Origin of the sequence: Paenibacillus sp. OSY-SE, assembly GCF_000283315.1 — a bacterium.
Taxonomy (GTDB): Bacteria; Bacillota; Bacilli; order Paenibacillales; family Paenibacillaceae; genus Paenibacillus_B; species Paenibacillus_B profundus.
On the sequence record NZ_ALKF01000205.1, the window covers coordinates 318598 to 334736 of the forward strand.

At 50.3% G+C, this 16139-nt stretch carries 15 protein-coding genes and 2 riboswitches; of the genes, 11 read left to right on the top strand and 4 right to left on the bottom strand.

What is annotated here, in order from left to right; translation table 11 throughout:
• The first annotated feature begins 27 nt into the window (after window positions 1-27).
• Complete coding sequence (locus tag A372_RS0132315; protein ID WP_019425096.1) at window positions 28-1050, top strand: P1 family peptidase; 1023 nt, start codon at window positions 28-30, stop codon at window positions 1048-1050.
• 596 nt (window positions 1051-1646) lie between these two features.
• Here A372_RS0132315 and A372_RS0132325 read toward each other — a convergent pair.
• The gene (locus tag A372_RS0132325; protein ID WP_019425098.1) at window positions 1647-2600 is read right to left on the bottom strand and encodes an L-lactate dehydrogenase; all 954 of its coding nucleotides are present in this window, start codon (window positions 2598-2600) and stop codon (window positions 1647-1649) included.
• Window positions 2601-3021: 421 nt separating this feature from the next.
• Here A372_RS0132325 and A372_RS0132330 point away from each other — a divergent pair, with 421 nt between their 5' ends.
• The 4 genes from A372_RS0132330 (at window position 3022) to metE (ending at window position 6856) form a co-directional block, all read left to right on the top strand.
• Window positions 3022-3225, top strand: coding sequence for a cation transporter (locus A372_RS0132330; RefSeq protein ID WP_019425099.1), 204 nt, complete (start codon window positions 3022-3024; stop codon window positions 3223-3225).
• A gap of 104 nt (window positions 3226-3329) precedes the next feature.
• Complete coding sequence (locus A372_RS0132335; protein WP_019425100.1) at window positions 3330-3620, top strand: HesB/YadR/YfhF family protein; 291 nt, start codon at window positions 3330-3332, stop codon at window positions 3618-3620.
• Window positions 3621-4068: 448 nt separating this feature from the next.
• Window positions 4069-4264: riboswitch (cobalamin riboswitch) on the top strand.
• Complete coding sequence (locus tag A372_RS37835; RefSeq protein WP_157259900.1) at window positions 4222-4359, top strand: hypothetical protein; 138 nt, start codon at window positions 4222-4224, stop codon at window positions 4357-4359. It overlaps the preceding riboswitch by 43 nt.
• A 169-nt stretch (window positions 4360-4528) precedes the next feature.
• The gene (gene metE / locus A372_RS0132345) at window positions 4529-6856 is read left to right on the top strand and encodes a 5-methyltetrahydropteroyltriglutamate--homocysteine S-methyltransferase (RefSeq protein ID WP_019425102.1); all 2328 of its coding nucleotides are present in this window, start codon (window positions 4529-4531) and stop codon (window positions 6854-6856) included.
• A gap of 113 nt (window positions 6857-6969) precedes the next feature.
• Here metE and A372_RS0132350 read toward each other — a convergent pair whose 3' ends face one another.
• A complete protein-coding gene (locus tag A372_RS0132350) occupies window positions 6970-7773 on the bottom strand; it encodes an SDR family oxidoreductase (RefSeq protein WP_019425103.1) in 804 nt (267 codons plus the stop codon).
• Window positions 7774-7972: 199 nt separating this feature from the next.
• Here A372_RS0132350 and A372_RS0132355 point away from each other — a divergent pair, with 199 nt between their 5' ends.
• The 4 genes from A372_RS0132355 (at window position 7973) to A372_RS0132370 (ending at window position 10953) form a co-directional block, all read left to right on the top strand.
• Window positions 7973-8452, top strand: a complete 480-nt coding sequence (locus tag A372_RS0132355; RefSeq protein WP_019425104.1) for a DUF3939 domain-containing protein — start codon at window positions 7973-7975, stop codon at window positions 8450-8452.
• 270 nt (window positions 8453-8722) lie between these two features.
• Window positions 8723-9661 (top strand): glutaminase A, encoded by a 939-nt coding sequence (gene glsA, locus A372_RS0132360; RefSeq protein WP_019425105.1) that lies wholly within the window; start codon window positions 8723-8725, stop codon window positions 9659-9661.
• An 89-nt stretch (window positions 9662-9750) separates the two neighbouring features.
• Window positions 9751-10170 (top strand): hypothetical protein, encoded by a 420-nt coding sequence (locus A372_RS0132365; RefSeq protein ID WP_019425106.1) that lies wholly within the window; start codon window positions 9751-9753, stop codon window positions 10168-10170.
• Window positions 10171-10176: 6 nt separating this feature from the next.
• Entirely contained in the window at window positions 10177-10953 is a 777-nt protein-coding gene (locus A372_RS0132370) for a hypothetical protein (protein ID WP_019425107.1), read from the top strand.
• A 101-nt stretch (window positions 10954-11054) separates the two neighbouring features.
• Here the strand turns inward: A372_RS0132370 and A372_RS0132375 are convergent, their stop codons facing one another.
• Window positions 11055-11705, bottom strand: a complete 651-nt coding sequence (locus A372_RS0132375) for a nitroreductase family protein (RefSeq protein ID WP_019425108.1) — start codon at window positions 11703-11705, stop codon at window positions 11055-11057.
• Between the two features lie 436 nt (window positions 11706-12141).
• Here A372_RS0132375 and A372_RS0132380 point away from each other — a divergent pair, with 436 nt between their 5' ends.
• Complete coding sequence (locus A372_RS0132380) at window positions 12142-13026, top strand: DUF72 domain-containing protein (RefSeq protein ID WP_019425109.1); 885 nt, start codon at window positions 12142-12144, stop codon at window positions 13024-13026.
• A gap of 131 nt (window positions 13027-13157) precedes the next feature.
• On the opposite strand, the gene A372_RS0132385 is transcribed toward A372_RS0132380, so the two are convergent.
• Window positions 13158-14012 carry a VOC family protein gene (locus tag A372_RS0132385; RefSeq protein WP_019425110.1) on the bottom strand — a complete coding sequence of 285 codons (855 nt, stop codon included), beginning with the start codon at window positions 14010-14012 and terminating at the stop codon, window positions 13158-13160.
• A 241-nt stretch (window positions 14013-14253) separates the two neighbouring features.
• Between A372_RS0132385 and A372_RS0132390 the strand changes: the two genes are divergently transcribed.
• Window positions 14254-15804: an ABC-F family ATP-binding cassette domain-containing protein gene (locus A372_RS0132390; protein ID WP_019425111.1), complete on the top strand. Its 1551-nt coding sequence runs from the start codon at window positions 14254-14256 to the stop codon at window positions 15802-15804.
• Window positions 15805-15947: 143 nt separating this feature from the next.
• A riboswitch (purine riboswitch) is annotated at window positions 15948-16048 on the top strand.
• Window positions 16049-16139: the final 91 nt, after the last annotated feature.

Here is a 16139-nt window from a genome sequence, read left to right on the forward strand (position 1 = left end):
ATTAATAATAGTTAAGGGAGTGAGAATATGAAGCATTCGGATTCCGCTTTGCATCACGTGGGCGGCAAGGAGTTCTATCCGGGCTGTATAACTGATGTGCCTGGCATCAAACTGGGCAATGCACAGGATGACGCAGCCTTAACGGGCTGCACGGTCATCATTGCGGAGGAAGGGGCAGTGTGCGGCGTCGATGTGCGCGGTTCCGCACCAGGCACCCGCGAAACGGAGCTGCTTCACCCGACTGCGCTCGTACAGCATATTCACGCTCTTTGCCTGAGCGGCGGCAGCGCGTTCGGACTGGAAGCATCACACGGCGTGATGCGTTATTTGAAGGAGCAGGGGATTGGTATGGATGTCGGGGTAGGCAAAGTGCCTATCGTTCCGTCTGCGATCCTATTCGACTTGGGCTTAGGCGATCCGCATGTTACACCGAACGCTGCGATGGGCTATGCCGCTGCGCGTAATGCAATCGCTACCGCGTGCCCGCAAGGCAATATCGGAGCTGGCATGGGGGCAACGGTCGGGAAATATGCAGGTCCTGATCGGGTGATGAAGGGCGGCTTCGGCACTGCATCGGTGCAGCTGCCAGGTGGTCTTGTCGTCGGAGCGGCCGTCGCGGTCAATGCGATCGGCGAGGTGCGTGATCCGAAGACAGGAACGACGTTGGCAGGGGCGAGGCAGGAGGATGCGGGGAGCTTCATTGATCCGTTAAGCTTTCTGACACAAATGGCGAACCCATTCGGGCATACGCGCCCAGGAACGAATACGACGATTGCGGCGATTGCCTGCAACGGCGATCTGACGAAGACGGAGATGAGCAAGGTTGCGCAAATGGCGCATAACGGCCTTGCACGTACAATATACCCGGTCCATACGATGTACGATGGGGACACGGTCTTCGCCATGACGACGGGAGGTATTGCTGCTTCGGTAGATCTGATCGGCATATGGGCGGCGGAAGTGCTCGGCTATGCGGTGCACAATGCGATCATTGCAGCGGAGTCGGCTGGAGGCGTGCCGGCTTGGCGCGATTGGCAGCCCCATTCTTGAAGAAGAAGCGCACTGGAACAGTTTCCAGTGCGCTGTTCTGTTTGTGTCTGCTCATTTCTCCAGCGTTCCTCTTGTCGCCTTACCTGCTGGAGACTTTGGAGCCATTTTGTCATGCTTATGTTCATTCTCCCATATGCTCAGGACAACAACGACGAGCAGTTGTCGGCTTGTTGTTCGACGGACGCGATGCTGGAGGCTGCGACACAGGGGGTGCTTCGTCGTAATTCGCGGAGCATGCAAAGAATTGGAAAAAGCGAAATATGAGCCACACTAACCTTACTGATGCGAGGGGATAGTGGAGCTAGGGCGATTTATAACAACCTCAACCTTTCTCGCGATCAAGCATACTCGAGCTTGTCACTATCGAAGCGTCTAGTGCTGTACATGGCTGCTTGAGCTTGGGAAGCACGTAAAATGTCCGTGCGACATGAGAAAACCTCTGTCGAGGCCTTTCATAGATGAGCGACCGCATGTAGAGGCAGGTTTTGCCGCCATAAGGAATGTTTGATTCGCTTTACCGCTTCACAGAACTTTAGCTTTCCTTAATGGTAAATAAACCCCGAGACTAAGCCTCGGGGTTTGCTGACATCATTCAATTATTTAGGGAAAATCGAAGAAATCGCCTGCTTCAGTACGCCGGCCGAATGGTGCAGCTTCTGCTTCTCATCTTCTGACAGGTGAAGCTCGTACACATCTCTAATCCCTTGGCGGTTGACGACAGCTGGAACGCCGATGTAGACATCGTCCAACCCGTATTTGCCGGTTAACAAAGTAGATACCGACAGTACGGAATTCTCATTGCGGAGAATCGCCTTAGTCAGACGCGCGAGTCCCATCGCGATGCCGTAGTAAGTGGCGCCTTTGCGTTCAATGATATGATACGCGGCGTCGCGCACATTGATGAAAATATTGTTTAAATCTTCGTCTGTAGGCTTCCCGTGCGTCTTCCGGTAATCTTCGAGCGGTTGACCTCCGATGCTGACGTTGCTCCATGCCGGAAGCTCGGTGTCTCCGTGTTCGCCTATAATGTAGGCGTGGACGTTGCGCGGATCGACCTCAATCTGCTCTCCAAGCAGATAGCGAAGGCGTGCCGTGTCCAGAATCGTACCGGATCCTATGACGCGATTTGCTGGCAAGCCGGAATATTTCCATGTCGCGTATGTAAGCACGTCTACCGGATTGGTGGCAACCAGGAACAGTCCGTTGAAGCCGCTGTTCATGACTGATTCAACGATAGACTTGAATATTTTCGCATTTTTTTCGATGAGATCGAGACGTGTTTCGCCAGGAGCTTGGTTCGCACCGGCTGTGATGACGACCAAATCGGCATCTTTACAATCGCTGTAGTTCCCAGCCCAAATTCGCATGTTGGATGCGAATGGAAGACCGTGGTTTAGATCCATCGCGTCGCCCTCCGCTTTTTTATGGTTGGCGTCGATAATGACTAATTCGGAAGCTAAGCCCTGATTGAACAAGGCGAATGCATAGCTGGATCCGACGAATCCCGAACCGATCAATGCAATGCGGGATACTTTGGATATTTGGGTCATAATGTGTATTGCCTCCTTTGTGCTCAATGAAGCATGAGACAGCTTGTTCAAAATATGTAACAATTAAATTTTAACCAATATTCATACATATAGCCAACCTAAAATGAAAATTTCATGAAAGGAGGCATCACGACGTTATCGAGAGATGTAAAATGCAATTAAATTAAAAGCTTTCCTCTCGATATGAGGAGGCTCTGATTTTGAGCGGTAATGCGCCCAAGATTATTAGTTCGACTATATCAATTTTTCTCGAAATATATGTGTTTTGTGAAATGTGTTCTGTGGTTGTAAATCGTGCATGGAGTGCTCGTTTATATGTGAGTGGCCCCGAAACGTTTGCAGGAAAATGAGGAAGGAGTTATCTTGGAGATATGGATGACAATTCAGAAGTAACGATATGAATATAAAGGAGGCAGTTATGATGGCGAATTTGACGGTGAAAGTGGAAGGAATGACTTGCGGACATTGCAAGCAATCGGTCGAACGGGCCGTTGCTGGCATCGGCGGACAAGCACAGGTGGACCTGGCGGCGAAGCAAGTGAGTGTCACTTATGACGAGACGGCAGTAAAGCCGGATCAGATTCGCGAAGCGATCGAGGACCAAGGTTTCGATGTGATCTCGTGATCGTAAATGAATGATGCAAGGTGAAAAGTTGGTATTTTCATCGGTTTCTCCACATGGTATGATCGAGCTTAGAAGGGAACAGATTGAATAAAGGAGGTCCGTTGATGCAATTACGAGTGACACCAAAGGCGGCACAGCGGTTTCAGACCGATTGGGGATTCACAGCAGGAGATACGGTGCGCGTATTCGTGCGCTACAGTGGATTCAGCGCTTCGGGACCTTACTCTTTCGGCATCATGAAAGACAGTCCGCAATATCCTGGCGTAACCGAAGTCGTGGACGGCATTACATTCTACATGGAGCAGAACGATCTGTGGTTCTTGGACGATCGCGAGCTGACCTTAGATGAGAACGGGGAAGACATCGTGTTCCTGAATGAAGGAATGTCCATATAGCGTGTGTATTTTCATTGCCAAGCTAGGCATACTTGGGAGACGAGTATGGGTTCGACTTTCTGGGGATGCATTACCGGAAGACATGGGAGAAGGTAAACCTATTCTTAATCAAAATTGACTGGTATATCAGGAAAAGGTTAACCCTTTTCTGGAACCAAAAGAAAAATCGTCGTTACAAACACAGCAAACCCAGACAGGCGGCCGCAGCGGCACAGCTTGCGGGACTTAAGAAACTCGTCGTGTAAGGAAAGTACTTTAATGAGCAAGTAAGAAGAACATCGGAAACCCGGATGAGGGAAAACCTCACGTCAGGTTTGATGAGGAGGGGCTGAAATTTACTCAGCCCTTTACTTTACTGCTCATCCATTTGGAAAAAGCACTTGTCATCCGCTGCAAGACAGTTTATAATCGTTCTCAATTGGAAGGGTGTCCATCACGTTCCAACACAACTGCATATCAGGGAACAGGCGCTTTGCGAACATGTCAAAGCTTAATAGGGAAGTTCGGTTCAAGTCCGACGCGGTCCCGCCACTGTATCAGAAGAGGTGTAGCCTTCAGGCCACTGGTTTCGCTAATGCAACCGGGAAGGCCGCTAACACCGATGACGCTGAAGCCAGGAGACCTGCCTGTTCTGGCAGCACTGATTGTACCTACGGGAGATAGGGAAGTGTTCGTAAACATGGAAATCGCGTGTCGATGTCCGGCGCAGCCGGATGGCACGATGATAGGAAAGCGATGAGCCATTATTCCGTCATGGACGTTTACGGGACATCTCTGTCAGTTGGCAGGATGTCCTTTTTTGTGGTTTCCTTATGGCGAATAATGTTATATGCTAATTCCGTGTTAACAGATAGAAATTGTCCCTATTTGTCCCGCGGGGGAATCACATATGGAGAGGAGCAAGGATAATGACAGCATCATCAGTAAAGACAAGTGCAGCAGGATATCCGCGCATCGGCTATGATCGCGAATGGAAGAAAGCGTTGGAGCAGTATTGGGCGAAAAAGATTTCGGCTCAGGAGCTGGAGCAGGAATTAGACAAGATTGAATTGCAGCGATTGACCAAAATGCAACAAGCCGGTCTCGATTACATTCCTGTAAACGACTATTCTTGGTACGACCATGTGCTCGACATGACTACGATGTTCGGACTCATCCCTTTACGTTATTCGTATGAAGGCGGGGAAGTATCGCCTGATCTCATGTTTGCTCTTGCACGTGGAACCCAAGATGCAGTTGCTTGTGAAATGACGAAATGGTTCAACACGAACTATCACTATATTGTGCCAGAATGGGAAGGTCGTGCGCCACAGCTTACTTCCAACCGGCCGCTGCAAGCTTATCGCAAAGCGAAGCTTCAGTTGGGCATCGAAGGCAAGCCGGTCATCATTGGTCCTTACACGTATGTGCGCTCCTTGAAGGGGGTTCCCGCAGGAGAACGTCTGCAGGTCCTGAAGCAGTTCATCGGTGTGTACAGCGACATTCTTCGCGAGCTTGAAGCGGAGGGCGTTCCGTGCGTACAGCTGGATGAGCCGGCGTTCGTCTTGGCAATGAAGCCAGAAGATTGGCAGGCTGTGCAATCCGTATACGAACAGCTGCGGATAGCGGCTCCGACGCTTCCGTTATGGGTGCAAACTTATTTCGATGCGGTATCGGATTACGAAGCATTCGTTCAACTGCCGGTCAATACGCTGGGGTTGGATTTCGTGCATGGCAAAGCAAGCAACGAAGCCGCGCTTCGCAAGTCGGGCTTCCCTCAAGATAAAACGTTAGCGCTCGGCGTTATCGACGGCCGAAACATATGGCGTGCTGATCTGCAAGAAGCGGCGGAGTGGCTGGAATCCGTTGCGAGCATCGTGCCGAAGGAACGATGGATCGTACAGCCGTCATGCAGCCTGCTGCATGTGCCGTTGACGGCGACGCGCGAGACAGAGCTTCCGGAGGTAATTCGTGAGGCGTTGGCCTTCGCGGATGAGAAGCTGGAGGAGACGGTGCAATTAGCCCGTCATATCGCGCAGCCTAGTGAAGCAACGCGCGCCGCTCTGAATGACAGTGCCGCGCGCGTCCTTTCATGGCGCAACGAGCCTTCCCGCCAGCGTGCAGATATCGTCGAAGCATTGCACGAGCTGCTGGAGGAGGAGAAGGCGAAAGGAATTAAACGCACGCCTTATGAGGAGCGCCGAGTGCTGCATTCGAAGCGCTGGCCGGAACTCCCGCTCTTGCCGACGACGACAATCGGCAGCATGCCGCAAACGGCGGACATTCGCCGGGCGAGATTGCGTTACCGCAAGGGAGAGTGGGATGCCAAAACGTATGAAGCTTTCCTGGAAGATGAAATGACGCGTTGGATTCGCATCCAGGAAGACATCGGCATCGATGTGCTCGTGCATGGCGAGTTCGAGCGTACGGACATGGTTGAATACTTTGGCGAAAAATTGGACGGCTTCGCCTTTACCAAATTCGGCTGGGTGCAATCTTACGGCTCCCGCTGCGTTAAGCCGCCGGTTCTCTACGGGGATGTCGCGTTCACAGAACCGATGACCGTGAAAGAGACGGCGTTCGCCCAGTCTTTGACTGCGCAGCCGGTTAAAGGCATGCTCACTGGTCCGGTGACGATTCTGAACTGGTCGTTCGTCCGTAATGATGTCCCGCGCGAACAAGCGGCATTCCAGCTGGCTTATGCGCTGCGTCAAGAAATTGCCGCCTTGGAGCAAGCCGGCATCGGAATGATTCAAGTGGATGAGCCGGCGGTGAAGGAAGGCATGCCGCTCAAAGCGGAGGATGCATCCTTTTACACGGAGTGGGCCGTGCTTGCATTCCGCTTGGCCACATGCGGCGCGGAGCCTAAGACGCAAATTCATACGCATATGTGCTATTGCGATTTCTCCGACATGGTGGACACGATTCGCAAGATGGATGCGGACGTCATCTCATTGGAGACAGCGCGCAGCGGCGGAGATATGATTGCCACACTGGAGAAGCAGCATTACGAGCTCGGAATCGGACTTGGAGTGTATGACATTCACAGTCCGCGCGTTCCCTCCGTGGAAGAGATGGAGCAGCTGATTGAGCAAGCACTGGCCGTGCTTCCTGTGGAATCGTTCTGGATTAATCCAGATTGCGGCTTAAAGACGCGTCATGAGCCAGAAACGGTCGCGGCCCTTCGCCACATGGTAGAGGCAACAAAACGAGTCCGCCAACAACGAAAAGTTGCGGAAGTGCAGCCGCTCAGCTAAGCGGGGCATGCAACGCAAGAGATGAGTAAATAAGACACGTCCATCCGGATGACAAGGCACGGAAATTTTACTTTCTGTGACTGCGCTAAGGATGGACGTGTTTTAGTATCGAGCTAGAGAAGTGATTCGGCGCCGTCAATCATAATTTGCGCGCCGGTGATATGGCTTGCGGCGTCGGATGCAAGAAAGGCAACCAGATCAGCGACCTGTTCGGGAGACCCTGGCCCATGCTCAAGCGGCTGACTGCCTTCCGGGTAAGTCATCGGGATTTCGATGTCCTTCACGGACGGTTTCCGGTTCGTATTCTCTTCAATGTGCGTCTCAATGGCTCCCGGACAAATGACGTTGACTCGTATTTTATAACGAGCGAGCTCCAGCGCAGCCATTTTGGCAAATGCCACTTGAGCTGCCTTGGAAGAACTGTACGCACTCATGCCGAATCCGGAGAACTTTCTGCTGCCGTTAATAGAGCTTGTTATGATGATGCTGCCGCCTTGCTTTTTCAAATAGGGCAGAGCATACTTCACGGTGACGAATGTTCCAGTCAGGTTGACCTTCATCGTCTCCTCCCAGTCCTCGACTTTCAACTCTTCAATGGAAGAGAGCACGCCGTTAATGCCCGCGTTCGCGAATACCGCCTTAATGTCTCCACATTGCTCGGCAACCTGCTTGACTGCGTCTTCTACCCGTTTTGGATCTTTCAAATCCACATCATAAGCGTATGCTTGTCCAGGGAATCGCTTGGCAATGTATTCTTCCGTCTGCTGTGTACGCTCGTCCTTCAGGTCGAACAGCGCGACAGTCATGCCTGCCTCCGCCAGACGTATCGCAGCCGCCCGGCCAATTCCCGACCCTGCTCCGGTTACGATGGCTGTTCCTGTCATCTGATGTGTAGTCGTGGATTGCTGCGTGTTCATATATCGTTGCCCCTTTTGTCATATCAATATTTTTGATGATTCATGTTGATATTGATCCACTGATTGTGGATTTGGTTAAACCTACCTGTCATGCGTCATGTGAACCATATTGAATCTATGTTATAATGGATATGTAAGCGAATACATTATTCCTGTTTCCATCTGCATAACATAGGAAAACAGAGAGGTGGGTTCAGACATGCTCTGGTTTAAACGTCGGAAACAACAACAGAAACAAGAGAATGCTCCTGTACATGTGTCCTTGCAAGACGTAAAAAGAGCAGTGCTTCAGTTCGAGAACGACATGCCTGAACAAATTCAACGCACGACTTTGCTGAAAGAGGACCAAAGTATTGATCTGAAGCGTATCAGCCGTTATTTAGGCGGCGTATCGGATCAGAAGTTCTATATGTCCCGTTATACGTATGAAATTTTCGAGGAGAATGATATGCTCATCCCTCTTTATTTGGATATAGTTCAGACCGCGGTTGACGATTATATGGATGAGCATAAAGATTTGCCCGTCATGACCGGTACCCGGAACCGGCAGGTGCATTACGATTTGTTAATGCAGCGGCATTATTTGAAGGAAGTGCCCCCGATCCCGCTCTATCTCACGACAGAGCAGTTCCTGCTTACACATGAACCGGATTGGCATCGTCCCGGAATAATTCAATAACGTGCGAAGGGCTCTTTTTCCTGAAGTGGAAATAGGGTCCTTTTTTGCGCTTGGAAATGATATGCTAATAGAGATCATGGACATCATCGGCTGGATTGCAGAACAGATATTCAAGAAGTGAAGAAGGAAGCGCAGTGACTGTCGTGGGTTGGCGAAATGCCCTCAATGAATGGTTCCACATCGTAAATGACACTCTATAAATGCATGTTCAAACCGTGAACGACTGTGAACAGAGAAGCATATTATCGGAAGGAATGGAGCGCAGCACATATGTCTACCTATTGGCAGCAGCTAGAACAGGAGCTTCCCCATTGGTTGGAGGAGAGCAGGAAGACAGCAGCAAAAGGTGCAGTCGCCACGTATATTCCCGGCTTGGCAAATGCTCCGCGCGATGCGCTTTGCATTTCCCTGTTAGGAACGCAAGGTGAGCAGGCTCATGCAGGTGATTGCGGCTTTAAGTTTACGATGCAGAGCATATCTAAGGTGTTCTCTCTGCTGCTGGCTCTATTGGATAGCGGAGAGGCTAAGGTGTTCGAGAAGGTAGGCATGGAGCCTACAGGCGATGACTTCAATTCGATCCTGAAGCTGGAGCTAGTGGATCCCGGCAAGCCGTTCAATCCGTTCATCAATGCGGGTGCCATTGCGATTGCCTCGCTCATCGAAGGCCAGAGCCCGCGTGAGAAGGCAGAGCGCATGCTGGAATTTGTGCGTACGTTGGCTGACGATGACACGTTGACGTGGAATGAGCACGTCTATGAGTCCGAGAAGGCGACTGCGCATCGCAATCGCTCGCTCGCTTATTTTTTGAAGGATAACGGCATTCTAGAGGATGACGTGGAACCTACGCTGGACGTATATTTTCGCCAATGTGCCATTGAAGTGAACACGACGCAGTTGGCTCGGATGGCGCTCGTGCTGGCCAATCATGGCTGTGATCCGGTGACCGGAAGATGCTTTATCCCAAGACATTATGTACAAATCGTCAATTCGTTCATGGTGACGTGCGGCATGTACAATGCTTCAGGCGAATTCGCAATTCATGTGGGCATTCCGGCGAAGAGCGGGGTGTCGGGCGGAATTCTTGCGCTTATTCCGGGTCAAATGGGCATCGGTCTCGTAGGTCCCTCTCTAAATGAAAAGGGGAATAGTGTCGCAGGCGTACAATTGCTGGCAGCGTTGTCCGAACGCTATGATTGGAGTATTTTTTAAAAAGGCACATCTTTTTCTCACTACTCATAGGCTGTCATATATATTAAATTAGGAACGATAATAATCTTTAACAATAAAGGAGTGAATCCATGTCACCTTATGTGCCAGGAGCTACTTACCGCATCGGCTCGATTCAACGTATCGGACCCGTACAACGTATCGGTTCCGTACAACCTGTGCGTCCTGTGACTCAGCCTCCGTTTCGGCCGGATGAATACCCGCCTGTCAATCCGTCGCTATTTATCACATCCGCGGCGAATTCTCATCAACTTGCTCAGCAAGCTGCCAAAGTACTGGAACGGATTCGGCAGTCCAAGGAATTGGCGAGCAACATTATGGATGCTGCGCAGCGCGGCAATGATCAGGAAGTGCTCCGAATCATCCGCGGTGCGGGCGCAAGCTCCGCCTTGGCGGTCAAATTTTCCCCCGAAGGCATTCAGCTGATTTTTAAAACAGAAGAAGAATCGCAGAGTTGCTGTGAGCTCGTCGTGAAGATGCGTTGGAGTTGAAGTTGAATGGACAATCGTCAAATCGACATCAGAACATACGTATCGCTCTCTATTATCTTGGCTCTTTTTATCATCGTCATTTTTGGATTTTTTCATCTCCGGCAAGGTCCCGGCCCTAACTTGTATCAGTACGAGACCTTTACAAGCAAAGAACAGATCCAGCTTCATATCGTAAAAACTGCAGCAGATAATATTGAACCGATCTCGATAGCGACGAACGTGAAGGACAGCGGCTATATGGGAATCAATGCAGGCTTCTTTTACGAAGGTAATCTGTTGAGCGTCGCGATTGTGAATGATGACCCTGCAAATGGATCGCCTGCGGATTTCGGCTCGGGCGGCAGCAATGTCAAATATGAACGAGGAACATTCGTCTTCGACAAAGTTGCAAAGAAAACTTCGATTCAGGCCGTACAAAGTGCAGCGGACATTCAGGTCATGAACCGGGGGCACTATTGGGCGGTAGGAGGCATTAGCATGAGCTTGAATGATCTGCGCTGGAAGGAGCGGGCAGAGAAAGAAGCGCTGCCAGCTATGTATGAGGCCCGCTTGCGTTCTGGCATTCTGTATGATGAAGCAGCAAATGTCTATGCGACTGTAACTCCGGACCGCGTTACCGCAGAGCAATTTCGGCAGGCCATATATGAATACATGAGCATAAAAAATATTATCGGAGATGGAATCTTTCTGGACGGAGATGGCTCGGCGCAGCTCTATGTGCGTGAGCAACACATACGTGGCGATGAGCGCAAGGTGTACGCCATGCTTCGTCTGCTGCAATGATGATGCCGACTTGCAAAGGCTGTCGGAGTGCATAGGTAACTCTGTAACAAACAAGCGCCTGATCAGTTATCGATCAGACGCTTGGAACAGAGAAGTTGTTCTTATTCGTTCGAAGACGCAGCAAATGTCTCAAGAATGACGGTGCGTTCAATCGGGAAGCGTCCTGAGCCATGAGCTGGGGCAGCCGCCTGTCCCAATGTAATCAGCATGACAGGCACATAACGGTCAGGAACCTGGAATGCCTTGACAAGTTCAACGCGGTTAAATCCGCCGATAGGACACGTATCGTAGCCTTTTGCTTTGGCAGCCAGCATCAGCTGCATCGCGGCCAAGGAGCCGTTGCGAATGGCTTCCTCGACGCCAACCGTCGCGGAGGATGCGTATGCGCGTTGAATATTGCCCAGAAGCGTATCGTACACCTGCTGCGTAATCGCGCCAGCGTTCAAAGCCGCTCCATAGATTTCATCCGCCACAAGGTTGGCTTGCGTATCGCCAAGGACGACGATAACGGCAGAGCTGTCAACGATCTGTTGTTGGTTATAGGCAATCGGGAGCATACGCTGCTTGTTCTCTTCTTCTTGAATGACGAGAAAGCGCCAGTGCTGCAAGTTCCAAGAAGAGGGCGCCGTTCCGGCAAGCTCCAATATTTCGTTCAGTTCGGCTTCAGGGATACGGACATTGGGCACATATTTGCGAACTGAATGGCGGGAACGCATCGTTTCATCTGATGTTAACGTCTGTTTGTTGTTCATGCGAAGGGATCATCCTTTCGATTCATTTTGCTGAATAGGTATAGTAGTCATTATAATTTTAATTTGAATTAGAACTAACTTATATATAGTAACACGAATAATATTATTGCTACAATGTGTAAATTGTAACCATTGTATGTCGCATTGTCAGGTTCCCAATTCAGCGAAATTGTTATGCCCTAACCTGGCTGATACAAGACTAGTTGCACGCTTTATGATTAGACTCATAGCCATATCATTTGAATGAGAAGTATAGATAGCTATTCATTTGCGCAAAAGTGTTACCCCGGTTTGTAACCCGCCGCCACGACTGGAGAAGATTGCATTGTACTCTGGAAATGACGATAATATCAGTAACGACCTGCCTCTGATGTTTGAATTCAGTCGAGGGCAGAGGAGATAAGGGCGGGAGAAAAAGATAGCGGAGACGATAGGTATGCCTTTTAATGAAAATGAGCTCAATACGGAGCAGCGAATTCAGATTGGTCTGGCCGGATGGGGAGATCATGATGCCATATATGAGCCCGGAACGAAAGCTAACGAGAAGCTTGGCGTGTACGGTTCGCATTTCCCGTTGGTGGAGCTCGACAGCTCGTTCTATGCGGTACCGACCCCAGAGCGCATGATAAGCTGGAGCGAACAAACGCCGGAGCAGTTCGGCTTCATCGTTAAGGCTTATCAAGGCATGACCGGACATTCACGGGGGAAGATTCCATTCGATGACGCGAAGACGATGTTCATGGTGTTCCGGGACGCCGCGGAGACGCTTTGCGCTGAGGGGAAACTGAAGGCGGTTCTATTCCAATACCCGCCATGGTTCAACTGTGCGCGCAAGCATGTGGAGATATTGCGCCGGACGAGAGAATGGATGGATGGCTTGCCGCTGGCATTGGAATTTCGCCATCAAAGCTGGTTTGCTCCTGATATGCGCGAGCGAACACTCGCCTTTATGCGTGAGGAAGGCTGGATTCACAGCGTGTGCGACGAACCGCAGGTAGGCGAAGGCTCGGTTCCTACCGTGCTTGAGCCAACGCATGACGGAGCCACGATGGTACGCTTGCATGGACGCAACGATTCCGGTTGGCAATCGTCCAGCCAGCCGAACTGGCGGGAAGTCCGCTATTTATACCGGTATTCGGAACAAGAACTGACAGAATGGAAGCAGCATCTGCACATCTTGCTGCAATCCACCAAGAAATGCTGGGTTATCTTCAACAACAACTCAGGCGGCGACGCAGCATCCAATGCGAAGCAGCTTATGAAGTTGCTTCATATGAATGTTCCGCCAATGCCGCTGAAGCAGATGACGCTGTTTGAATAATATAGAACACATATGACTTGGACAGCCTTCCCGTATATGCAGGGAAGGCTTTTATTATATAATTCCATTTTGTGATACTGATATTTATTGTTAATGGTGAAATTCAACGTTAATGGCGTACTGCCAATTCATCAGCGGGATGTGATCAATTGTATGTGATTGCCTGAAGGGTCGCACGTGAACGGAATCTCGTTATCTGTCTTCACAGGTGCTCCAATCTCCGCTAACCGCTGCAGCACTTGCTGGCGTTCTGCGTCGTCAGGAAAGACGAGGGAGAACCATTTCAACCCGATGCTTTCTGGAGCGGGTGCAGGGGCCCCTTCGCCATTCCAAGTGTTAAGTCCGATATGGTGGTGATATCCTCCGGCCGAGACGAACAGCGCCCGGTTGCGGAATGGGATCGTAATGTCCAATCCTAGTCCATCACAGTAGAACGTCTTCGCCGCTTGCAAATCTGCGACGTGCAGGTGGACATGACCGATGATCGAACCAGATGGAAGACCGGTCCACGGCGTATCGTCCGCCGCGGCCAACAACCCGTCTCCATCTAGCGGATCGCTGACGAAGGGCAGCTCACCGTTACTCCACACCCATTCCGATCGCGGACGATCGGCATACAGCTCGATTCCATTTCCGTCAGGGTCGGATAAATAAATCGCTTCGCTGAATTGGTGGTCTGCCGCGCCCTGCAACGGATAGCCTGTGTGCAGCAAATGGGTGAGCGTGTGCGCTAAATCTTGGCGGCTCGGTACCAAAATGGCAAAATGATATAAGCCAGTGGTGCGCGGCTGCTTAGGCAATGGCTGTGCTTGCTGCTCAATGATCAGTATGGGCCGTTTGCCGTCGGTGGTCAGCTCAGCGACACGATCTTGCTGGCGGAGCAATTGCAGCCCTATCACTTCGCGATAAAAAGATAAGGAGCGTGTCAGATCGGCAACATATAAATGAACATGGCCAATATGAGTGTCTGTAGAATGTGTATTCATTTGTTATCGTCCCTCCATATTCAAATAGTGTATCGTTACTTCAAAGGATTGATACTGACAGTATACACTATAATAAATATAGTTACTATATAAAATATGATTATTTGTTTTATCTTTTTCTTGACAATTTGCTAATTCTAAAGGAGGATCGGGGAAGTTGTGTTCGTTTCCGGACAGCCTGTTGTACGCATCACGGGAACGAATAAGATTAGATGATTGTGATAGGAGAACTGAACACGTTATGAGTTTATTGACGGTTGAAGAGCTAGGTCACAGCTATGGCGGACGCGAACTGTTTAATGATGTATCCTTCCGTCTTCTGCCGGGAGAGCATGTCGGTCTGGTGGGCGCGAATGGTGCGGGCAAATCGACATTAATGAATATTTTGACAGGACAAGTATTGAAGGACAACGGGAAAGTCGAGTGGACCCCGAAGGTTCGTTATGGCTACTTGGATCAGCATACGAAGCTTACGCCGGGCAAGACGATTCGTGAAGTGCTGCAGGACGCATTCCTTCCGTTGTATGAAATGGAAAAAGAAATGATGGGAATCGCCGATCAGATGGCGGATGCCGATCCGGATACGCTCGAGCAGTTGCTTGAACGGATGGGCGAGATACAAGAAGAATTGGATCATAGCGGCTTCTATATGCTGGATGTGAAGGTGGAAGAAACGGCGAACGGCCTCGGTCTCGGTGCAATCGGCATCGAGCGGGATGTAGCGAGCTTAAGCGGCGGACAGCGGACGAAGGTATTGCTTGCGAAGCTGCTTCTGGAGCAGCCGAATGTATTGCTCTTGGATGAGCCGACCAACTATTTGGATGTAGAGCATATCGGTTGGCTGACAAGTTATTTGCAGAATTATCCCTATGCCTTTGTGCTTATTTCCCATGATACGGAATTTATGAACAAGGTCGTGAACGTGATCTACCATTTGGAATTCGCCAAATTGACGCGTTATACGGCTAACTACGAGAAATTCCTAGATATGGCGGAAATGAATAAAAGTCAACATATTAGTGCTTATGAAAAGCAGCAAGAGTTTATCAAGAAGCAGGAAGACTTCATCCAGCGCAACAAAGCGCGCTATTCGACTTCCGGTCGTGCCAAGAGCCGCGAGAAGCAGCTGGATCGGCTGGAACGAATCGATCGGCCAGAGGAAGCGGTCAAGCCGACGTTTGTGTTCAAGGAATCCCGCGCCAGCGGCCGACTTGTCGTAGAGGCGAAGGGCTTACAGGTAGGTTACGATCGTGCGCTGCTGCCGGAACTTAACTTTTCGATTGAGCGCGGTGACAAAATTGCGATCGTCGGTTGCAACGGGGTCGGTAAATCGACGCTTCTGAAGACGATGTTGGGCGTCATTAAGCCGTATGGCGGAGAGGTGTACTTGGGTGACTTCTTGTACCCGTCCTATTTTGAACAAGAAGTTAAAGCGCCAGCAGGCACACCTATTGATGAAGTGTGGAATGCCTTCCCGCATATGAACCAGCATGAAGTGCGGGCCGCGCTTGCGCGCTGCGGGTTGAAGAACGAGCATATTACCCGTCAGCTCCGCATGCTGAGCGGGGGAGAGCAGGCGAAGGTGCGTCTGTGCACGCTGCTCATGAATGAAAGCAACTGGATCGTCTTCGACGAACCGACGAACCATCTAGACGTTGTCGCGAAAGAAGAGCTGAAGCGTGCGTTGAAGGAATATAAAGGCACCATTCTGCTCGTATGCCATGAGCCTGATTTCTATGAAGGATGGATATCAAAGGTGTGGGACGTCGAACAGTGGTCGATGAATCAGTAAGGATATGGAAAGTGAAAGAAAGCTGGACTCTTTTCAGAAATTTCTACTTTCTTTCAACCATATCTTGATGTATACTACACAAACAACATATTAATAGCACGCATGTTTAATAAGGAGGAATTGGCGCCTTTATTAAACAACGAGCAATATATCGATGTTTTTCTCGTATATGTGCAGGAATAGGCCTGCACGTCTCTACCCGATCACCGGAAATGATTGGACTACGGGGAACCTGAACGTGAATGCCACATTGAACGAGAGAGCTGATTGGCTCGTGTCATCCGGCATCATTCACGATCCTTCTCTTGACTCTCATTAGCAAGAGATATGGTTCA

What these genes read in the sequence shown, in the direction of transcription:
- metE (WP_019425102.1), top strand. Translation starts at nt 4,529, where the DNA reads ATGACAGCATCATCAGTAAAGACAAGTGCAGCAGGATATCCGCGCATC.
- A372_RS0132335 (WP_019425100.1), top strand. Translation starts at nt 3,330, where the DNA reads ATGCAATTACGAGTGACACCAAAGGCGGCACAGCGGTTTCAGACCGAT.
- A372_RS0132330 (WP_019425099.1), top strand. Translation starts at nt 3,022, where the DNA reads ATGGCGAATTTGACGGTGAAAGTGGAAGGAATGACTTGCGGACATTGC.
- glsA (WP_019425105.1), top strand. Translation starts at nt 8,723, where the DNA reads ATGTCTACCTATTGGCAGCAGCTAGAACAGGAGCTTCCCCATTGGTTG.
- A372_RS0132375 (WP_019425108.1), bottom strand. Translation starts at nt 11,705, where the DNA reads ATGAACAACAAACAGACGTTAACATCAGATGAAACGATGCGTTCCCGC.
- A372_RS0132325 (WP_019425098.1), bottom strand. Translation starts at nt 2,600, where the DNA reads ATGACCCAAATATCCAAAGTATCCCGCATTGCATTGATCGGTTCGGGA.
- A372_RS0132350 (WP_019425103.1), bottom strand. Translation starts at nt 7,773, where the DNA reads ATGAACACGCAGCAATCCACGACTACACATCAGATGACAGGAACAGCC.
- A372_RS0132390 (WP_019425111.1), top strand. Translation starts at nt 14,254, where the DNA reads ATGAGTTTATTGACGGTTGAAGAGCTAGGTCACAGCTATGGCGGACGC.
- A372_RS0132380 (WP_019425109.1), top strand. Translation starts at nt 12,142, where the DNA reads ATGCCTTTTAATGAAAATGAGCTCAATACGGAGCAGCGAATTCAGATT.
- A372_RS0132315 (WP_019425096.1), top strand. Translation starts at nt 28, where the DNA reads ATGAAGCATTCGGATTCCGCTTTGCATCACGTGGGCGGCAAGGAGTTC.
- A372_RS0132370 (WP_019425107.1), top strand. Translation starts at nt 10,177, where the DNA reads ATGGACAATCGTCAAATCGACATCAGAACATACGTATCGCTCTCTATT.
- A372_RS0132355 (WP_019425104.1), top strand. Translation starts at nt 7,973, where the DNA reads ATGCTCTGGTTTAAACGTCGGAAACAACAACAGAAACAAGAGAATGCT.
- A372_RS0132365 (WP_019425106.1), top strand. Translation starts at nt 9,751, where the DNA reads ATGTCACCTTATGTGCCAGGAGCTACTTACCGCATCGGCTCGATTCAA.
- A372_RS0132385 (WP_019425110.1), bottom strand. Translation starts at nt 14,012, where the DNA reads ATGAATACACATTCTACAGACACTCATATTGGCCATGTTCATTTATAT.
- A372_RS37835 (WP_157259900.1), top strand. Translation starts at nt 4,222, where the DNA reads ATGACGCTGAAGCCAGGAGACCTGCCTGTTCTGGCAGCACTGATTGTA.